General features: G+C 61.8%; 15 protein-coding genes. 11 read left to right on the plus strand and 4 right to left on the minus strand.

Translation table 11 applies throughout. From position 1 onward, the window contains the following. Nucleotides 1–124: 124 nt before the first annotated feature. Entirely contained in the window at nucleotides 125–1072 is a 948-nt protein-coding gene (locus tag C2L64_RS05875; protein ID WP_039901856.1) for an IS110 family RNA-guided transposase, read from the minus strand. Between the two features lie 1057 nt (nucleotides 1073–2129). Further along, entirely contained in the window at nucleotides 2130–2714 is a 585-nt protein-coding gene (locus C2L64_RS05880; RefSeq protein ID WP_007586828.1) for a phasin family protein, read from the minus strand. Nucleotides 2715–3486: 772 nt separating this feature from the next. Between C2L64_RS05880 and pbpG the strand changes: the two genes are divergently transcribed. Then, complete coding sequence (gene pbpG / locus C2L64_RS05885; RefSeq protein WP_007586826.1) at nucleotides 3487–4662, plus strand: D-alanyl-D-alanine endopeptidase; 1176 nt, start codon at nucleotides 3487–3489, stop codon at nucleotides 4660–4662. A 66-nt stretch (nucleotides 4663–4728) separates the two neighbouring features. On the opposite strand, the gene C2L64_RS05890 is transcribed toward pbpG, so the two are convergent. Next, on the minus strand, nucleotides 4729–5535 hold the full coding sequence (locus C2L64_RS05890; RefSeq protein WP_007586824.1) for an IclR family transcriptional regulator: 807 nt from the start codon (nucleotides 5533–5535) through the stop codon (nucleotides 4729–4731). Between the two features lie 188 nt (nucleotides 5536–5723). Between C2L64_RS05890 and C2L64_RS05895 the strand changes: the two genes are divergently transcribed. Beyond that, the gene (locus C2L64_RS05895; protein WP_007586823.1) at nucleotides 5724–6446 is read left to right on the plus strand and encodes a (Fe-S)-binding protein; all 723 of its coding nucleotides are present in this window, start codon (nucleotides 5724–5726) and stop codon (nucleotides 6444–6446) included. A gap of 79 nt (nucleotides 6447–6525) precedes the next feature. After that, nucleotides 6526–7938 carry a LutB/LldF family L-lactate oxidation iron-sulfur protein gene (locus C2L64_RS05900; protein WP_042307065.1) on the plus strand — a complete coding sequence of 471 codons (1413 nt, stop codon included), beginning with the start codon at nucleotides 6526–6528 and terminating at the stop codon, nucleotides 7936–7938. Between the two features lie 107 nt (nucleotides 7939–8045). Here C2L64_RS05900 and C2L64_RS05905 read toward each other — a convergent pair whose 3' ends face one another. Beyond that, nucleotides 8046–8570, minus strand: a complete 525-nt coding sequence (locus C2L64_RS05905; RefSeq protein ID WP_090835875.1) for a hypothetical protein — start codon at nucleotides 8568–8570, stop codon at nucleotides 8046–8048. A gap of 275 nt (nucleotides 8571–8845) precedes the next feature. On the opposite strand from C2L64_RS05905, the gene C2L64_RS05910 reads away from it, so the two are divergent. The 8 genes from C2L64_RS05910 to hscA all read left to right on the plus strand — a co-directional run bounded on the left by C2L64_RS05910 (nucleotide 8846) and on the right by hscA (nucleotide 15177). Then, nucleotides 8846–9073 carry a hypothetical protein gene (locus C2L64_RS05910; RefSeq protein WP_007586818.1) on the plus strand — a complete coding sequence of 76 codons (228 nt, stop codon included), beginning with the start codon at nucleotides 8846–8848 and terminating at the stop codon, nucleotides 9071–9073. A gap of 106 nt (nucleotides 9074–9179) precedes the next feature. Beyond that, the gene (locus C2L64_RS05915; RefSeq protein ID WP_090835874.1) at nucleotides 9180–9707 is read left to right on the plus strand and encodes a low molecular weight protein-tyrosine-phosphatase; all 528 of its coding nucleotides are present in this window, start codon (nucleotides 9180–9182) and stop codon (nucleotides 9705–9707) included. 110 nt (nucleotides 9708–9817) lie between these two features. Further along, a complete protein-coding gene (gene iscR / locus C2L64_RS05920; protein ID WP_007586816.1) occupies nucleotides 9818–10342 on the plus strand; it encodes a Fe-S cluster assembly transcriptional regulator IscR in 525 nt (174 codons plus the stop codon). Between the two features lie 67 nt (nucleotides 10343–10409). Continuing rightward, nucleotides 10410–11633 carry an IscS subfamily cysteine desulfurase gene (locus tag C2L64_RS05925; RefSeq protein ID WP_090835873.1) on the plus strand — a complete coding sequence of 408 codons (1224 nt, stop codon included), beginning with the start codon at nucleotides 10410–10412 and terminating at the stop codon, nucleotides 11631–11633. Nucleotides 11634–11692: 59 nt separating this feature from the next. Next, on the plus strand, nucleotides 11693–12109 hold the full coding sequence (iscU, locus tag C2L64_RS05930; protein WP_007586814.1) for a Fe-S cluster assembly scaffold IscU: 417 nt from the start codon (nucleotides 11693–11695) through the stop codon (nucleotides 12107–12109). 139 nt (nucleotides 12110–12248) lie between these two features. Continuing rightward, complete coding sequence (gene iscA, locus C2L64_RS05935; protein WP_007586809.1) at nucleotides 12249–12572, plus strand: iron-sulfur cluster assembly protein IscA; 324 nt, start codon at nucleotides 12249–12251, stop codon at nucleotides 12570–12572. Between the two features lie 112 nt (nucleotides 12573–12684). Continuing rightward, nucleotides 12685–13212, plus strand: coding sequence for a Fe-S protein assembly co-chaperone HscB (hscB, locus tag C2L64_RS05940; RefSeq protein ID WP_090835872.1), 528 nt, complete (start codon nucleotides 12685–12687; stop codon nucleotides 13210–13212). Nucleotides 13213–13305: 93 nt separating this feature from the next. Beyond that, a complete protein-coding gene (hscA, locus tag C2L64_RS05945; protein ID WP_090835871.1) occupies nucleotides 13306–15177 on the plus strand; it encodes a Fe-S protein assembly chaperone HscA in 1872 nt (623 codons plus the stop codon). Nucleotides 15178–15267: the final 90 nt, after the last annotated feature.

A 15267-nucleotide genomic window follows, 5' to 3' on the forward strand; every position in this document is an offset into this window, starting at 1 on the left:
GTCAAGCGGGAGGCTGTTCCGGGGTGCTGGATTCTCAATGTGGTTGCCGGTTCCGTACAGGCGAGCGCAAACCACGCGAGTGATCGCGTTCAGGCACAGCATCCAGGCAAAGCTATACCGCCGGTTAGTTCGTCGATGGGTTCCAGGGTGTTGAGTTATGGACCATGGCGTTGAGCGTCACGATGAGCTTGCGAATGCACGCGGTCATGGCCACCTTGAAGGGTTTGCCGGCCTGACGCAGACGGTCGTAGAAGGCCCTGATGGTCGGATTGAAGCGCAGCGCGGGGATGCAAGCCATATAAAGCGCGCGCCGCACGATGGCACGACCGCCCTGAATGCGACGCTTGCCGGTGTGCTTGCCGCTATCGGAATTGAACGGAGCAACACCGGTCAGCGCGGCGATCTCGCGGCGGTTCAATGAACCGAGTTGTGGCATGAACGCGATCAGTGTGGCCGCGGCGCCGGGACCGATGCCGGGCACCGAGCGCAGCAGGTCCTCCTTCTGACGCCACGCGGGCGAAGCGCGCAGGAACGAATCGATGTCCCTGTCGGCGACGGTGAGCTGCTGTTTGAGCCATTTGATATGGTCATTCAGGCTTTCCTTAGCCGCGGCATGAGCGCGCTCCAGGCGGGCTTTTTCGGCCACGAGCATGTCGATGAGCTGGGCACGGCGCAGCAGCAGGGCTTGCAGCTGCTCGGTCTGCACATCGTTGAGCGGGCGCACGACGGGTTTGATGACGGCGGCGAAATGGGCGATGACGAACGCGTCGATGCGGTCGGTCTTCGCCCGTTTGCCGGTGGCTCTGGCAAAGTCGCGCACCTGTCGGGGATTAACCGCGACAGCGGGCAGGCCGGCCTGGCAGAGCGCCCTGAGCACGGCGAGTTCGAGCTTGCCGGTGGCCTCCATGACGATCAGGGTGGGACCCAGCGCGATCAGACGCTGGACCAACTGTTCGATGGCGGCGGTTTCATTGTCGACACTGAAATGTTCGGTCGTGTCGTGGATGGCAACGTCGAGCGTGCTACCGCTGACGTCGATGCCGATATAAAGGGACGAAGAAGTCTGGTTCATCACGGTACCCATACTTGCAGGAAAATACGAGCTCGAGGCTCAGTCAACTGTTCGGGTTAAGACGATGAGAAGGACAGTCGCTCAGGCTTTTCTGCGAGCTCAAGGCACTATAGGCAGACGAGCTGACTGTCCGTGTGGCGACAACTGATCGGGTCGGTGCCACGGAGGGGAATATACAAGTAGGCAAAAGAAAGCGGCTAACACCGCCAACTCTTCTCCCTGCCTGAGGGCCCCCAACCGGTCCTACGCTTCACACGGCAACATATCTGTTCACGCTCGTTGCCAACGCTTCGAATGAACGCCTCACCCAGTTCGAATACCCGCACAAGGGCTAGCGGCAGCGAATGGTTTCTGCCGCCCAGGTGGCAAACTGTGTGTAGGTTGTCGCGCCGTATAGCTTGGCGCTCTGACATGGAGGTATGCGCGTGCTATCGGGTCCGAAGTGAGGCGTGTGCAGTGCTACGGCCTACACACAGTTTGCCACCTTGGCGGCGGTGGAATATCTGGCACGGCACGCTGCAACGCGGGTGCATGAAGCGGGTGATGCGTATAGAGAGCGCGTTGGCAACGCACGTGAACAAGAACGTTGCCGTATGAAGTGTGGGACCGGTTGGGGGCCCTCAGGCAGGAAGAAGAGTTGGCGGTGTGAGCCGCTTTCTTTTGCCTACTTTTCTTTGCGGCGGCAAAGAAAAGTAGGTGCCGCCCCGCACAGGGGCGACGCTTGGAGCACGAAGGCAAAGCGCGGATGCCAGCGAAAAAGCAAAAACGCCGAACGCCTGCGCCGCGAAGAGGCCAACCCGGATGCCAGCGCAAGGCTAAAACACCGAACAGCACCACCCGCAAAGGGCAAAAAAAATCCCGGCCTAGACCGGGGAAACGATACGCTGTTTAACGTATCGGAGCGTCTGACCGCATGGCCACTGAAGTCTCGACCATGCGGCGCTGTTCATACCGCCAGTCACTTCGACAGTGTATCTCGCGGCTGCGCGCCGACAGATGATGGGGCATCCGTCAACGCACAGGTGAAGCCCGATCCGTTGAAGCCGTTACATCGTTATCAGACAGCAGCCTTCTTGGCCGAAGCCGCCGTGCGCGAAGCCTGAGCAGCAGCTTGCGAAGCGGCCTTCGATGCAGCCGTAGCAGCCGCATTGAAGTTGCTTTCAGCGATTTCGACAGCTTGCTTCGTTGCCTTGTGAACCGTTTCGTACGTCGTGTTCGCGGCCGTGATGGCCGACTTGATCACGGCGACAGCCGTTTCCGAACCAGCCGGTGCGTTCTTCGCGACGTTCTCGACGAGCGCTTGCACCTTCTTGTTCTGTTCTTCGTACTGCGCTTCAGCAACGCGTGCGAATTCAGCTTGCGTGGCCGATGCGATTTCGTACAGGTGACGGCCGTACGACAGAACCTTCTCAGCCACCGGCTGCGTCAGGCTGGCTTGCAGCGCGAGCAGTTCTTGCGCGTCCTTCACCGACAGCGCGCGTTGTGCATTTTCCTGGCCTTCAGCGATCGTCGACTTGACGACTTGAATATTCAGCTCGACCAGCTTTTCGACGCCTTCGAATGCCTTCGAAGTCAGGCCGAACAGAGTTTCGAGGTTGGCCTTCTGTGCTGCGGCGAATTGCTCAGGGGTCAGCAGAGTCATGTTTTACGCTCCTGGAATACCGGCCCGTCTGGCGCGGACCGCGTTGGGTTAACTGCAGAACAAATTAGGAATCGCTGGTCCGCTGTTAATTGTGCGTCGCAGCAATGGTTCCCATTTTAGGACGACGCCGATAGATGTCAAGGACTTTTTTGTGCAACGCACAACGCATAGAAATTACTAATAAAACAACACGTTATGTAGCGTTTATGACATTGTGGTGAAGCGCATGCACATTAGGGTTTGCACCGATATGGTGCGACGGAAAAAGTGATCTCTCAAGCCAGATAAGGGCTTGGAACACGCCGACGGCGCATTTCCGAGCAAAAAGGTAAAATTCTCAGGTAAACCGAAAACCGTAGCGGAACGTTAAATCGCCATCCCGGTCGAATGCGCGGCCTACTGCTTCGCAGTAGTCGCTTAAGAATCGGCCGGCGCGGCGTCCTGCATGTGTGCTTCGGTGCGGCAGGCATCGTGCTCTGGACGCTTGCTGCTGGATCGTATTGCTATCCGTACGCGACCGTACTTCCCCCGATCAAGTTTGGTTCGAATATGCCGATATGCTGAACGTGTAAGAGTCTTTCAGCGACATGGGCGGGGGCGGCTTGCCGGCGCGTCATTGGTATTTTCGATGGTGCATCTGCAACTTATTGCCTTTTCTCAATCGAGCCTGACAACTCGGTTTAAGGACTGTCGATAAGTGCTTAATATTGCTAATTTTTAACTGTTTTACTACACTGGCGAAAACTCTCTCGCCGCTCCAACCAGAACACCAATGAAAACCGACATGTTTTCGTCACTGAAAGTGATGCACGGCGCGGCGCTCAGCACCGCTCTGTCGGTGGCTGCCTCGGTGGTCATCGCAGCGGCTTTTGCCGCGCCGGTGGACGCATTTGCCGCTTCCGCCACGGCGCCCGCCAAGTCCGCGAAAGCCGGCAAGAAGCCTTCGAAGAAGGCCGCTGCCGAGCAAGTCTCCAGCAAGTCGTCGAAGGCCGCCAAGGACGTCAAGGCCGCCGCGAAGGACGACGACGACCAGCCCCGTACCGTTTCGAAGAAGCGCCGCGTCTCATATACGGTGAACGGCCGCCATCACTCGGTCGTGCGCCGTGTCGCATTCGAGCCCCGTCAGCCGTCCGTCGGCACGGCGTTCGGTCTGCACGAAACGCCTGACGCGCTGATGCTGCGTTCGAGCGTCGCGTACGTGGTCGACCAGAACACGTCCGAGTCGCTGTTCGACAAGAACTCGCGCGCCGTCGTGCCCATCGCATCGATCACCAAACTGATGACGGCGATGGTCGTGCTCGATTCGAAGGCAGCGATGACCGAGCAGGTCGAAGTCACGGACGAAGACCGCGACTACGAGAAGAACACGGGCTCGCGCCTGTCCGTCGGCTCGGTGCTCTCGCGTGAAGACATGCTGCACATCGCGCTGATGGCGTCGGAAAACCGCGCGGCGGCAGCGCTGTCGCGTTACTTCCCCGGCGGCCGTCCCGCTTTCATGGCCGCGATGAACGCGAAGGCGAAGTCGCTCGGTATGACCGACACGCACTTCGAAAACCCGACGGGCCTGACGAGCCAGAACGTATCGAGCGCGCGCGACCTGGTGAAGATGGTCAACGCCGCGTATCAGTATCCGATGATCCGCAGGTTCTCGACCGATCGCAGCTACGAGGTGTACACGGGCAAGCGCACGATTGCGTACAACAGCACGAACGCGCTGGTGCGCAACCCGACGTGGGATATCGGCCTGCAGAAGACGGGCTTCATCAACGAAGCAGGCGAGTGCCTCGTGATGCAGGCAACGATCCACGATCGTCCGATGATCATGGTGCTGCTCGATTCGTCGGGCAAGTACTCACGTTTCGCCGATGCGCAGCGTCTGCGCACGTGGCTCGACAACGGCGGCGAACAGCGCATCACGAGCGCGGACGCCAACGGCGCCGGGACCTGAGCGAAAGCTCTGCCCAACAAAAAGCCCCGCATTGCGGGGCTTTTTTATTCACGCCTGTGGGTGCGTTCACACCGTATGTGCCGAAGCGCTCGCGTGCTGGACCTGCGGGTGATAACCGAGCGATTCGGAAATCACCAGCGCAGTCTTGCTCAACTGGCCGAGCCACGAGTCCTGCAGACGGTCGGCCGGCGCGGACAGCGACAGGCCCGCGACGAGCTTACCCGTATCGTCATAAATGCCGGCTGCGATGCAGCGTACGCCCAGCTCCAGTTCTTCGTTGTCGCGCGCGCATGCCTGCTGACGCACGTGCGACAGTTCGCGTTCCAGCTTGGTGAGATCGGTGATGCTGTTCTGCGTGTGGCCCGACAGGCCCGTCCGGGTCGCGTAGGCCCGCACGCGGGTCGATTCGTCGGCGGCGAGAAACAGCTTGCCGACGGAAGTCAGATGTAGCGGCGCGCGGCCGCCGATCGCGCGCACCACCTGCATGCCCGAGCGTTCGGAATAGGCGCGCTCGATATAGACGATCTCGTCGCCCTGACGCACCGACAGGTTGACGGTCTGGCCCGTCAGCCGGTGCAGTTCGCGCATTGGCATCAGCGCGGCGTCGCGCACCGACAGGCGCGCCTTGACGAGATTACCCAGTTCCAGCAGCCGCATGCCGAGACGATAGGTGCCCGGGTCCGAGCGATCCACCAGCCGGCAGGTCACCATGTCGTTCAGGATGCGATGGGCGGTGGACGGGTGAAGTTCGGTGCGTTGCGCGAGTTCCTTCAGGCTGACCGGGTCGCTATGCGCGGCGAGGGCATCCAGCAGGCGCATCATGCGCTCGATTACCTGAATCGACGTCTTGGGGTCCGGGTTCGTATCGCTCATAAGGCTAAACGGTTGACGCGTCAAACAGCGGAAACTGATTGTATCTCGTATTGTGAAAAAAGCGAACGCCATTGGAAATGATCCTCCAATCTCACTATTTGGCGGTTCATTGCGCATTGGGGCGGTTACGCGTTGGTATTACGCGTCAAACAGCGGATAATCGGGGACGTTTCCCCGGAGGAGCACTCATGCGAGTCGGTTTTTTCGTCACCTGCCTGATCGATCTGATGCGCCCCGAAATCGGCTTCTCCGCGATCAAGCTGATCGAGCGCGCGGGCTATGAAGTGTTCGTGCCACCGGCGCAAACGTGCTGCGGACAGCCGGCCTACAACTCCGGCGACAGGCGCATCGCGCGTGATCTCGCGGAAAAGACGTTGCGCGAGTTCGAGCAATACGATTACGTGGTCGTGCCGTCCGGCTCATGCGGCGGGATGATTCGCGCGCATTACGGCGATCTGTTCGCCAACGATCCCGAACTGATGGGACGCTTCGCGCGGCTGCGTCCCAAGGTCTACGAACTGACGGATTTTCTTGCCACCGTCGCGAAGGTCGAGCTGACGCCGGGCGATTTCCAGGGGCCGGTGACGTATCACGACTCCTGTTCCGGGCTGCGCGAGCTGGGCGTCAAGCAGCAGCCGCGCGCGTTGCTCGCGCAGGCTGGCGTCGCCGTGACTGAGATGAAGGACTGCGAGCATTGCTGCGGCTTCGGCGGTACGTTTGCGGTGAAGTTCGGCGATATCTCGACGGCGATCGTCGACGAGAAGTGCGCCAATATTCAGGCGAGCGGCACGCAAGCCGTCGTGCTGGGCGACCTCGGCTGCATGCTGAATATCGAAGGGCGCCTGCGGCGCACGGGCGATACGACGACGCGCGTGCTCCACATCGCGCAGGTTCTGGCAGGCGACGCCTGAGCGCGGTTGAACTTTGTTCTTCGCCTGACAAGTGATAGCAAGCGGTAGCGCAAACCTATAACCGATCCCCAAGGCCGTCATGCAAGTCCAAACGATGCAGTTCAAGGCGCGCGCGGGCCAGAAGCTCGCCGACCAGCGCCTTCAGCAAAACCTGACCAAGCTGTCGACGAAATTCGTGTCGGCGCGCGCGTCGGCGATGCTGGCGATCGATTTCCCGGCCACGCGCGCCGCGCTCAAGGAGCGCCGCAACCGCGCACTGGAGAACCTCGACGTCTGGCTCGAGACCTTCGAGCGCGAGGCGACGCGGCGCGGCGTCACAGTGCTGTTCGCCGAGACGACGCAAGACGCAGCGAAGCTCGTCGCCGATATCGCGCGCAAGCACGACGTGAAGAAGGTGATCAAGACGAAGTCGATGGTGTCCGAGGAAATGCGCCTGAACGAGGTACTCGGGCAAATGGGTGTGCAGTCGATCGAAACCGACCTCGGCGAATACATCCTGCAGATCAACGACAACGAGCCGCCGAGCCACATCATCGCGCCCGTCGTCCACAAGGACAAGGAAGAGATCGCTGATCTCTTTGCGAAGACCCACCAGAAGCCGCGTCTGACTGAGATTCCCGAGATGACGCGCGAGGCGCGCGAGGTGCTGCGCCCGCACTTCATGACGGCCGACATGGGTGTGACGGGCGGCAACTTCGTGATCGCGGAGACAGGCTCGGTCGCGCTCGTGACCAACGAGGGCAACGAAGGCATGTGCACGGTGATGCCACGCGTGCACGTCGCGGTGACAGGCATCGAAAAGGTACTGCCGACGCTCGAGGATCTCGCGACGGCCATGCGTCTGTTGCCGCGCTCGGCGACGGGGCAGGACGTTTCGAACTATTTCTCCGTGCTGACGGGGCCGCGACGCGCAGGCGACCAGGACGGGCCGGAACATATGTACGTGGTGCTCGTCGATGGCGGGCGCACCGGGCTGATCGGCGGCGACTTTCAGGAGATGCTGCGCTGTATCCGCTGCGGCGCGTGCATGAACCATTGCCCTGTGTATCAGAAGGTCGGCGGACACACGTATGGCTGGGTGTATCCGGGGCCGATGGGCTCGGTGCTGACGCCGAGCTATGTCGGCATCGAAAAAGCGCTCGATCTGCCGCAGGCCGCGACGCTATGCGGTGAATGCAATAGCGTGTGCCCGGTCGGCATTCCGCTGTCGGATTTGTTGCGCAAGCTGCGCGAGCGCCAGGTGGAGCGGCATCTGCGGCCGTGGCAGGAGCGCTACGGGCTCGCCGTCTGGGGCTATCTGGCGATGCATCCGACGGCGTACAGGCTCTTCACGAAGGTCGCGGTGCGGATTCTCGAGAAAATGGGCGGCAACCGGAAGTCGATCGCGAAGCTGCCGCTTGGCGGGGGCTGGACCGACACGCGCGAAATGCCCGCGCCTGTCGGGCGGACCTTCCGCGAGCTATACGCCGCGAGCAAGACCCATATCGGGTAGCGCTCCTCCCTCGCGCGTCGAAATTGAAAGAGGCTGCATCGCATGTGCGATACAGCCTCTTCTTCATTGCGCGTCAGCACTGAAGGCCTTTGTTTTCGTCCCGGCGATCAATGCGGTCTGCCGCCCTCGTTATTCCACGCCTGTCCGCCGCGATTGCCCCCGCCTTGCTGCTGCCCCGAACCCGCTTGCACGGGCTGACGGTTGCCATGGTAGCCGCCGCCCGAATTGCCGCCGGGATTCGGTGGCGGCGGATTGCCTGCCTGCGGTGGCTGACCGCGCGGCGGGCCGCCATTGTTGCCGTTGCCGCCGCGGCCGTTCCCGTTCCAGTTGCCGCGGTCGCCGCGATTGTAATTTCCGTGATCGTAGCCACGTCCGCCCCAATAGTGGCGGTCGTAGTTGGAACCTGAGTATCCGCCCCCGCCGAAGCCCAGGAACAGGCTCGATTGCACGGGCGGTTCGGCGTATCCGTATCCGTAGGCGGGGACGGGTGCGCCGTAGCCGTCGTAGTAGCCGTCGTTGTAGCCATAGCCCGCCGGCTGGCCGCCGTACGGATAAGCGACGCATCCACTGAGAGCGGCGACTGCGCAGAGTGCAACGGCAGCAGGAGCGAAAGAAGGAATAAGACGTTTCATTTGAGTGTTAAGACAAGCGAGAGGTGCGTGTCTATCCATGTAGCTAGTTGTACCGCCTGTTGACTATTACCTGTGTGTGCTTTTGTAAGGATATCTTTCGGCGGTCGAAAGACTGTCGTCGGCACTTTGCAAATCCGCTTCGCGATCCCGACTGTTCATCCGGGCGCAACGCAGTGTTCCGTTGGGGCGGGTTTTTCCGGATTGCGTCCTCGGCTACCATTTCGACTGGGCAAAGTGCGTCTGTGCACTGCGGCCCGCTTAAAGAGAACGACATCATGAAAAAGAAAATATCGGTGTATTGGCCATTAGCCATCGTTGTGCCGCTTGCGGCCATTGCTTATCTGCATCTGTATAACGGCGCGGCTACGCAGTCGCCGCTTGCTGCTGAGCGCGTGTCGGCCGAGCTTGCTCGTACGGTTTCGTATGGATTCGTCGGCGGCGAGGCTGCGATGCCCGCCGACGTGCTGCCCGCGACGGCACGCATGTCCGCACAGCCGATGTAATCGGCATGGCTGCTGGCGCGCCGCCGGCGTGATTTTGCACGGCTTTGTATAATCGCGGCACCGTTTCACCACATATGACACTTGCGGCTGAGCCGCTCAGCCATTGATGAAAACCGTCGCCATCTGCTTCGTGTGCCTTGGGAACATTTGCCGTTCCCCGACTGCGGAAGGCGTCATGCGGCACCTGCTGGCAGACGCGAAGCTTGCGGATCACGTGATCGTGGATTCTGCGGGTACGGGTGACTGGCACATTGGCGAAGCGCCGGACGACCGCGCGCAGCGCGCCGCAAAAAATCGCGGTTACGATTTGTCGATATTTCGCGGCCGTCAGATCACCGCCGTCGATTTCGAGCGCTTCGATCTGATCATTGCGATGGACGACAAAAACGTCGCCGCGCTCAGACAAATCTGTCCGGCGGAACAGCGCGACAAGATTCGTCTGCTGATGGAATTTGCGACTGACGCGGACGCGCCGGACGCAAGCGGCGCGGAAAAACGCGCGCCAGGTTTCGATGCACGCGAAGTCGTCGATCCGTACTTCGGCGGCGGCGAGGGCTTCGAAATCGTGCTGGACCAGTGCGAAGCCGCCTGCCGTGGACTGATCGCGGTGCTGCGGCCCCAATTGACCCCGTAGACAAGTTTTTCGTTAAGTAAATGACCCAAATCGAGATAGGGATACTTGACTAAATTCGTCATGTATTTATACTTGACCAAACTTGTCGAGAATTGCGGTTCCCACCACATATGAGACTCACCACGAAAGGCCGTTTCGCCGTCACGGCGATGATCGACCTGGCATTGCGCCAGGAGCAGGGCCCGGTGACGCTTGCGGGTATCAGCCAGCGCCAACACATCTCCCTGTCCTACCTCGAGCAGCTGTTTGGCAAGCTGCGCCGTCACGAGATCGTCGAATCCGTGCGCGGGCCGGGCGGCGGCTACAACCTCGCGCGCCGCGCGGAGGATGTGACGGTCGCGGACATCATTATCGCCGTCGACGAACCGCTCGATGCCACCCAATGCGGCGGCAAGGGTTCGTGCGAGGGCACGAAGCATCACGACGGCCATTGCATGACGCATGAACTGTGGTCGACGCTGAACCAGAAGATGGTCGAGTATCTCGACTCCGTTTCCCTGAAAGACCTGGTCGACCAGCAGCGCTCGCGCGAAGGTTCGACGGCGGTGCTGCGCGACCGGCGTACCGAAGCGCCCGCCGTGGAGCCGCGCGCGGTGCCGAAAGGGCCGAATTCCGTTTTCAACATGGCCGGCTGACAGAGCGCGCACAGACGCGAACGCCAGAACCATGAAGCCATAAGCACTGATGTCCCCGGAGCGATTGATGAACAACGACATTCCCCACCTGCCCATTTACATGGACTACAGCGCGACGACACCCGTCGATCCGCGCGTGGTGGACAAGATGATTCCGTACCTGCGCGAGCAGTTCGGCAACCCGGCATCGCGCAGCCACGCATACGGCTGGGACGCGGAACGTGCCGTCGAGGAAGCGCGCGAGAACGTCGCGGCGCTCGTCAACGCCGACCCGCGCGAAATCATCTGGACGTCGGGCGCGACGGAATCGGACAACCTCGCAATCAAGGGTGCTGCGCACTTCTACAAGGGCAAGGGCAAGCACATCATCACCGTGAAGACCGAGCACAAGGCTGTGCTCGACACCACGCGTGAGCTGGAGCGCGAAGGCTACGAAGTCACGTATCTGGATGTGAAGGACGACGGTCTGATCGACCTCGACGTGTTCAGGGCCGCGCTGCGTCCGGACACGATCCTCGTTTCCGTGATGCACGTGAACAACGAGATCGGCGTCGTCCAGGACATCGAGACGATCGGCGAGATTTGCCGCGAGAAGGGCATCATTTTCCACGTCGACGCGGCGCAATCGACGGGCAAGGTCGAAATCGACCTGCAGAAGCTGAAGGTCGACCTGATGTCGTTCTCGGCGCACAAGACATACGGCCCGAAGGGCATCGGCGCGCTGTACGTGCGCCGCAAGCCGCGCGTGCGCATCGAAGCGCAGATGCACGGCGGCGGCCACGAGCGCGGTATGCGCTCGGGCACGCTGGCGACGCACCAGATCGTCGGCATGGGTGAAGCGTTCCGTATCGCGCGCGAAGAAATGGCGACGGAAAACGAACGCGTCCGCGCGCTGCGCGACAAGTTGCTGCGCGGCCTGAAAGAGATCGAAGAAACGTATGTGAATGGCGACATGGAAAAGCGTGTCGCGCACAACCTGAACATCAGCTTCAACTTCGTCGAAGGCGAGTCGCTGATCATGGCGGTGAAGGACGTGGCCGTGTCGTCGGGCTCGGCTTGCACGTCGGCATCGCTGGAGCCGTCATACGTGCTGCGCGCGCTCGGCCGCAACGACGAACTGGCGCACAGCTCGATCCGCTTCACGGTGGGCCGCTTCACGACGGAGCAGGACGTCGATTACGTCATCAACCTGCTGAAGAGCAAGATTGCGAAGCTGCGCGATCTGTCGCCGCTGTGGGAAATGCACAAGGACGGCATCGATATTTCGACGATTCAATGGGCCGCGCACTAAGCGCGCCTTGAATCAGTCGATAAACGCACGCAGGTTGAATCGAATCAAGGAGTCACAAAATGGCATATAGCGACAAGGTTCTGGATCACTACGAAAACCCGCGCAACGTCGGTTCGTTCTCGAAGGACGACGACGCGGTTGGCACCGGCATGGTCGGCGCGCCCGCTTGCGGCGACGTGATGAAGCTGCAGATTCGCGTGGGCGCAGACGGTGTGATCGAAGACGCGAAGTTCAAGACGTACGGCTGCGGTTCGGCCATCGCGTCGAGCTCGCTCGTCACGGAATGGGTGAAGGGCAAGACGCTGGATCAGGCGCTCACGATCAAAAACACGCAGATCGCCGAAGAGCTGGCGCTGCCGCCCGTGAAGATCCACTGTTCGATCCTCGCGGAAGACGCGATCAAGGCAGCGGTCGCCGACTACAAGCATCGTCACGGCGAAACGGCTGACGCAGCGAAGGCCGAGCAATCGGCTTAAGACGCAGTCGAGCGCGTCAGGAGTGGCACGGCGACGCGTCGATACTGGCTATCGGCGCCCGCCGGAACGATTTGGGAAGCAGGCAGGGTCGCGACACGGGTCGTGAGGAGCGACGGTGTGCCGCACAATGAGAAACGCTATGGCAATTACGTTGACCGAAAAGGCAGCACAACACGTGCAGAAATATCTGATCCGGCGCGGCAAGGGTGTCGGGTTGCGGCTCGGTGTGCGCACGACGGGTTGCTCGGGGCTCGCGTATAAGCTCGAGTATGTCGATGAACTCGCGCCCGAAGACGAAGTGTTCGAATGCAAGGGCGTGAAGATCGTGGTGGACCCGAAGAGCCTCGCTTATATCGACGGCACGGAACTCGACTTCGCACGCGAAGGGTTGAACGAAGGCTTCAGGTTCAACAACCCGAATGTGAAGGACGAGTGCGGCTGCGGCGAATCGTTCCGCGTGTAAGCGCGCGAGTCATGCTGAAAAGGCGGCCTGTGCCGCCTTTTTTCAATTTCGCCGCGCACCTGGCGCGCGCTTCGGCGCTGCCCTGCGCGCATTGCATGGACAAAGTAACCTAATGGCCTCGCTGAACGACAGTCACTTCGAACTCTTCAATCTGCCCGAGCAATTCGCGCTCGATGCATCCGCGTTGGATCACGCGTATCGCACGGTGCAGGCGCAGGTGCATCCCGACCGTTTCGCCGCAGCGGGCGACGCGCAAAAGCGCATCGCGATGCAATGGGCAACGCGCACGAACGAGGCGTACCAGACGCTGCGCGATCCGTTGAAACGCGCACGCTACCTGCTGACGTTGCGCGGCATCGATGTCGGCGCGGAGAACAACACGGCGATGGAGCCCGCGTTCCTGATGCAGCAGATGGAATGGCGGGAGAACATCGAGGACGCGTCGGCGGCAAAGAATGTCGATGCGCTCGATGCGCTGCTCGCGGAACTGCGCGAAGAAGAAAAGGTGCGCTTCACGAAGCTGGCCGCGTTGCTCGACAGCGGCTCGAATCAGGCAGCGGGCGAGGCCGTGCGGCAACTGATGTTCATCGAGCGCGTGGCCGCGGAGATCGGCACGCAGATCGAGCGGCTCGACGTCTGAGGCCGCCTGGCGCGGCCCGACGATATAGCCCAATCACCACGCGAACCAACACGATCAGGACCGGGGCGAAGCAAGCTCCGAAGAAGATTCCAGATGGCTTTACTGCAAATTTCTGAACCCGGCATGGCGCCCGCGCCGCATCAGCGGCGTCTCGCGGTCGGCATCGACCTTGGCACGACCAACTCTCTCGTCGCGGCGGTGCGCAGCGGCGTGCCCGACGTATTGCCCGACGACGAAGGCCACTATCTGCTGCCGTCCGTCGTGCGATATCTGGAGAAGGGCGGCCGGCGCATCGGCCGCACGGCGAAAGCGGAAGCCGCCACCGATCCGCGCAATACGATCGTCTCGGTCAAGCGCTTCATGGGGCGCGGCAAGAGCGAAGTCGAGCACGCGGAAAACGCGCCGTACGATTTCGTCGACGCGCCGGGCATGGTGCAGATCCGCACCATCGACGGCGTGAAGAGTCCCGTCGAAGTGTCCGCCGAAATTCTCGCGACGCTGCGCTATCGCGCGGAAGACACGCTCGGCGACGAGCTGGTCGGCGCGGTGATCACCGTGCCCGCCTATTTCGACGAAGCGCAGCGCCAGGCGACCAAGGATGCCGCGCGTCTCGCCGGCCTGAACGTGCTGCGCTTGCTGAACGAGCCGACGGCGGCCGCGATCGCCTACGGTCTCGATAACGGCGCGGAAGGTCTGTACGCGGTGTACGACCTCGGCGGCGGCACGTTCGATCTGTCCGTTTTGAAGCTCACGAAGGGCGTTTTCGAAGTGCTCGCGGCGGGCGGCGATTCGGCGCTCGGCGGCGACGACTTCGATCACGCGCTGTATCGTCATGTGCTGGAGAAGGCGAACGTTCCGGCGCAGTCGCTGACACCGGAAGACGTGCGCCTGTTGCTCGACACCGTGCGTGTCGCGAAAGAAACGCTGTCGTCGGCGCCGAGCGCTCCGATCCAGGTAACGCTCGCAAGCGGCGCAAAGATCGATGTCACCGTCGACGAAGCGGCGTTCGAAACGATCACGCAGGCGCTCGTGCAGCGCACGCTCGGCCCGACGAAAAAGGCGCTGCGCGACGCGAAGCTGACGGCGGCCGATATCGACGGCGTCGTGCTCGTCGGCGGCGCGACGCGCATGCCGGTGATACGCCGCGCGGTCGAAAACTTTTTCGGCCAGCCGCCGCTGACCAATCTCGATCCAGATCAGGTCGTCGCGCTCGGCGCGGCGATCCAGGCCGACCTGCTCGCGGGCAACCGCGGCGCCGACGGCGACGACTGGCTGCTGCTCGACGTGATTCCGCTGTCGCTCGGCGTCGAAACGATGGGCGGCCTCGCCGAGAAGATCATCCCGCGCAACTCGACCATTCCCGTCGCACGCGCGCAGGAATTCACGACCTTCAAGGACGGCCAGACGGCGATGGCGATTCACGTCGTCCAGGGCGAGCGCGAACTCGTGTCCGATTGCCGTTCGCTCGCGCGCTTCGAGTTGCGCGGCATTCCGCCGATGGCGGCGGGCGCGGCGCGCATCCGCGTCACCTATCAGGTCGATGCGGACGGTCTGTTGTCCGTGTTTGCGCGCGAGCAGCATTCGGGCGTGGAGGCATCGGTGATCGTGAAGCCGTCGTATGGGCTCGCCGACGACGACGTCGCGCGCATGCTCGAAGACAGCTTCAAGACGGCGGAAGTCGATATGCGCGCGCGGGCGTTGCGCGAGGCGCAGGTCGAAGCGCAGCGTCTGGTCGAAGCGACGGAAGCGGCGCTTGCGGCCGACGGCGAACTGCTCGACGCCGACGAGCGTGTCACGCTCGAAGGTCTGGTCGCCGCGCTGCGTGCGATCGCGCCGGGCGACGATACCGACGCGATCGAAACGGCGACGAAGACGCTCGCCGAAGGCACCGACGAATTCGCCGCGCGCCGGATGAACAAGAGCATTCGCCGCGCGCTCGCGGGCCGCAAGCTCGACGAGATCTGACGCCGCGCCAGTCTTCAATCAGCGCAGTCGACGCAACCAAGGCGATGCCGTGAATCCATGATTCACACGTCGCCGCTGAATCACGCGGCG

This window comes from Paraburkholderia hospita, from assembly GCF_002902965.1.
Lineage (GTDB): Bacteria > Pseudomonadota > Gammaproteobacteria > Burkholderiales > Burkholderiaceae > Paraburkholderia > Paraburkholderia hospita.

Coding starts and splice junctions, on each gene's coding strand:
- C2L64_RS05875 (WP_039901856.1), bottom strand. CDS start 1,072: ATGAACCAGACTTCTTCGTCCCTTTATATCGGCATCGACGTCAGCGGT.
- C2L64_RS05880 (WP_007586828.1), bottom strand. CDS start 2,714: ATGACTCTGCTGACCCCTGAGCAATTCGCCGCAGCACAGAAGGCCAAC.
- pbpG (WP_007586826.1), top strand. CDS start 3,487: ATGAAAACCGACATGTTTTCGTCACTGAAAGTGATGCACGGCGCGGCG.
- C2L64_RS05890 (WP_007586824.1), bottom strand. CDS start 5,535: ATGAGCGATACGAACCCGGACCCCAAGACGTCGATTCAGGTAATCGAG.
- C2L64_RS05895 (WP_007586823.1), top strand. CDS start 5,724: ATGCGAGTCGGTTTTTTCGTCACCTGCCTGATCGATCTGATGCGCCCC.
- C2L64_RS05900 (WP_042307065.1), top strand. CDS start 6,526: ATGCAAGTCCAAACGATGCAGTTCAAGGCGCGCGCGGGCCAGAAGCTC.
- C2L64_RS05905 (WP_090835875.1), bottom strand. CDS start 8,570: ATGAAACGTCTTATTCCTTCTTTCGCTCCTGCTGCCGTTGCACTCTGC.
- C2L64_RS05910 (WP_007586818.1), top strand. CDS start 8,846: ATGAAAAAGAAAATATCGGTGTATTGGCCATTAGCCATCGTTGTGCCG.
- C2L64_RS05915 (WP_090835874.1), top strand. CDS start 9,180: ATGAAAACCGTCGCCATCTGCTTCGTGTGCCTTGGGAACATTTGCCGT.
- iscR (WP_007586816.1), top strand. CDS start 9,818: ATGAGACTCACCACGAAAGGCCGTTTCGCCGTCACGGCGATGATCGAC.
- C2L64_RS05925 (WP_090835873.1), top strand. CDS start 10,410: ATGAACAACGACATTCCCCACCTGCCCATTTACATGGACTACAGCGCG.
- iscU (WP_007586814.1), top strand. CDS start 11,693: ATGGCATATAGCGACAAGGTTCTGGATCACTACGAAAACCCGCGCAAC.
- iscA (WP_007586809.1), top strand. CDS start 12,249: ATGGCAATTACGTTGACCGAAAAGGCAGCACAACACGTGCAGAAATAT.
- hscB (WP_090835872.1), top strand. CDS start 12,685: ATGGCCTCGCTGAACGACAGTCACTTCGAACTCTTCAATCTGCCCGAG.
- hscA (WP_090835871.1), top strand. CDS start 13,306: ATGGCTTTACTGCAAATTTCTGAACCCGGCATGGCGCCCGCGCCGCAT.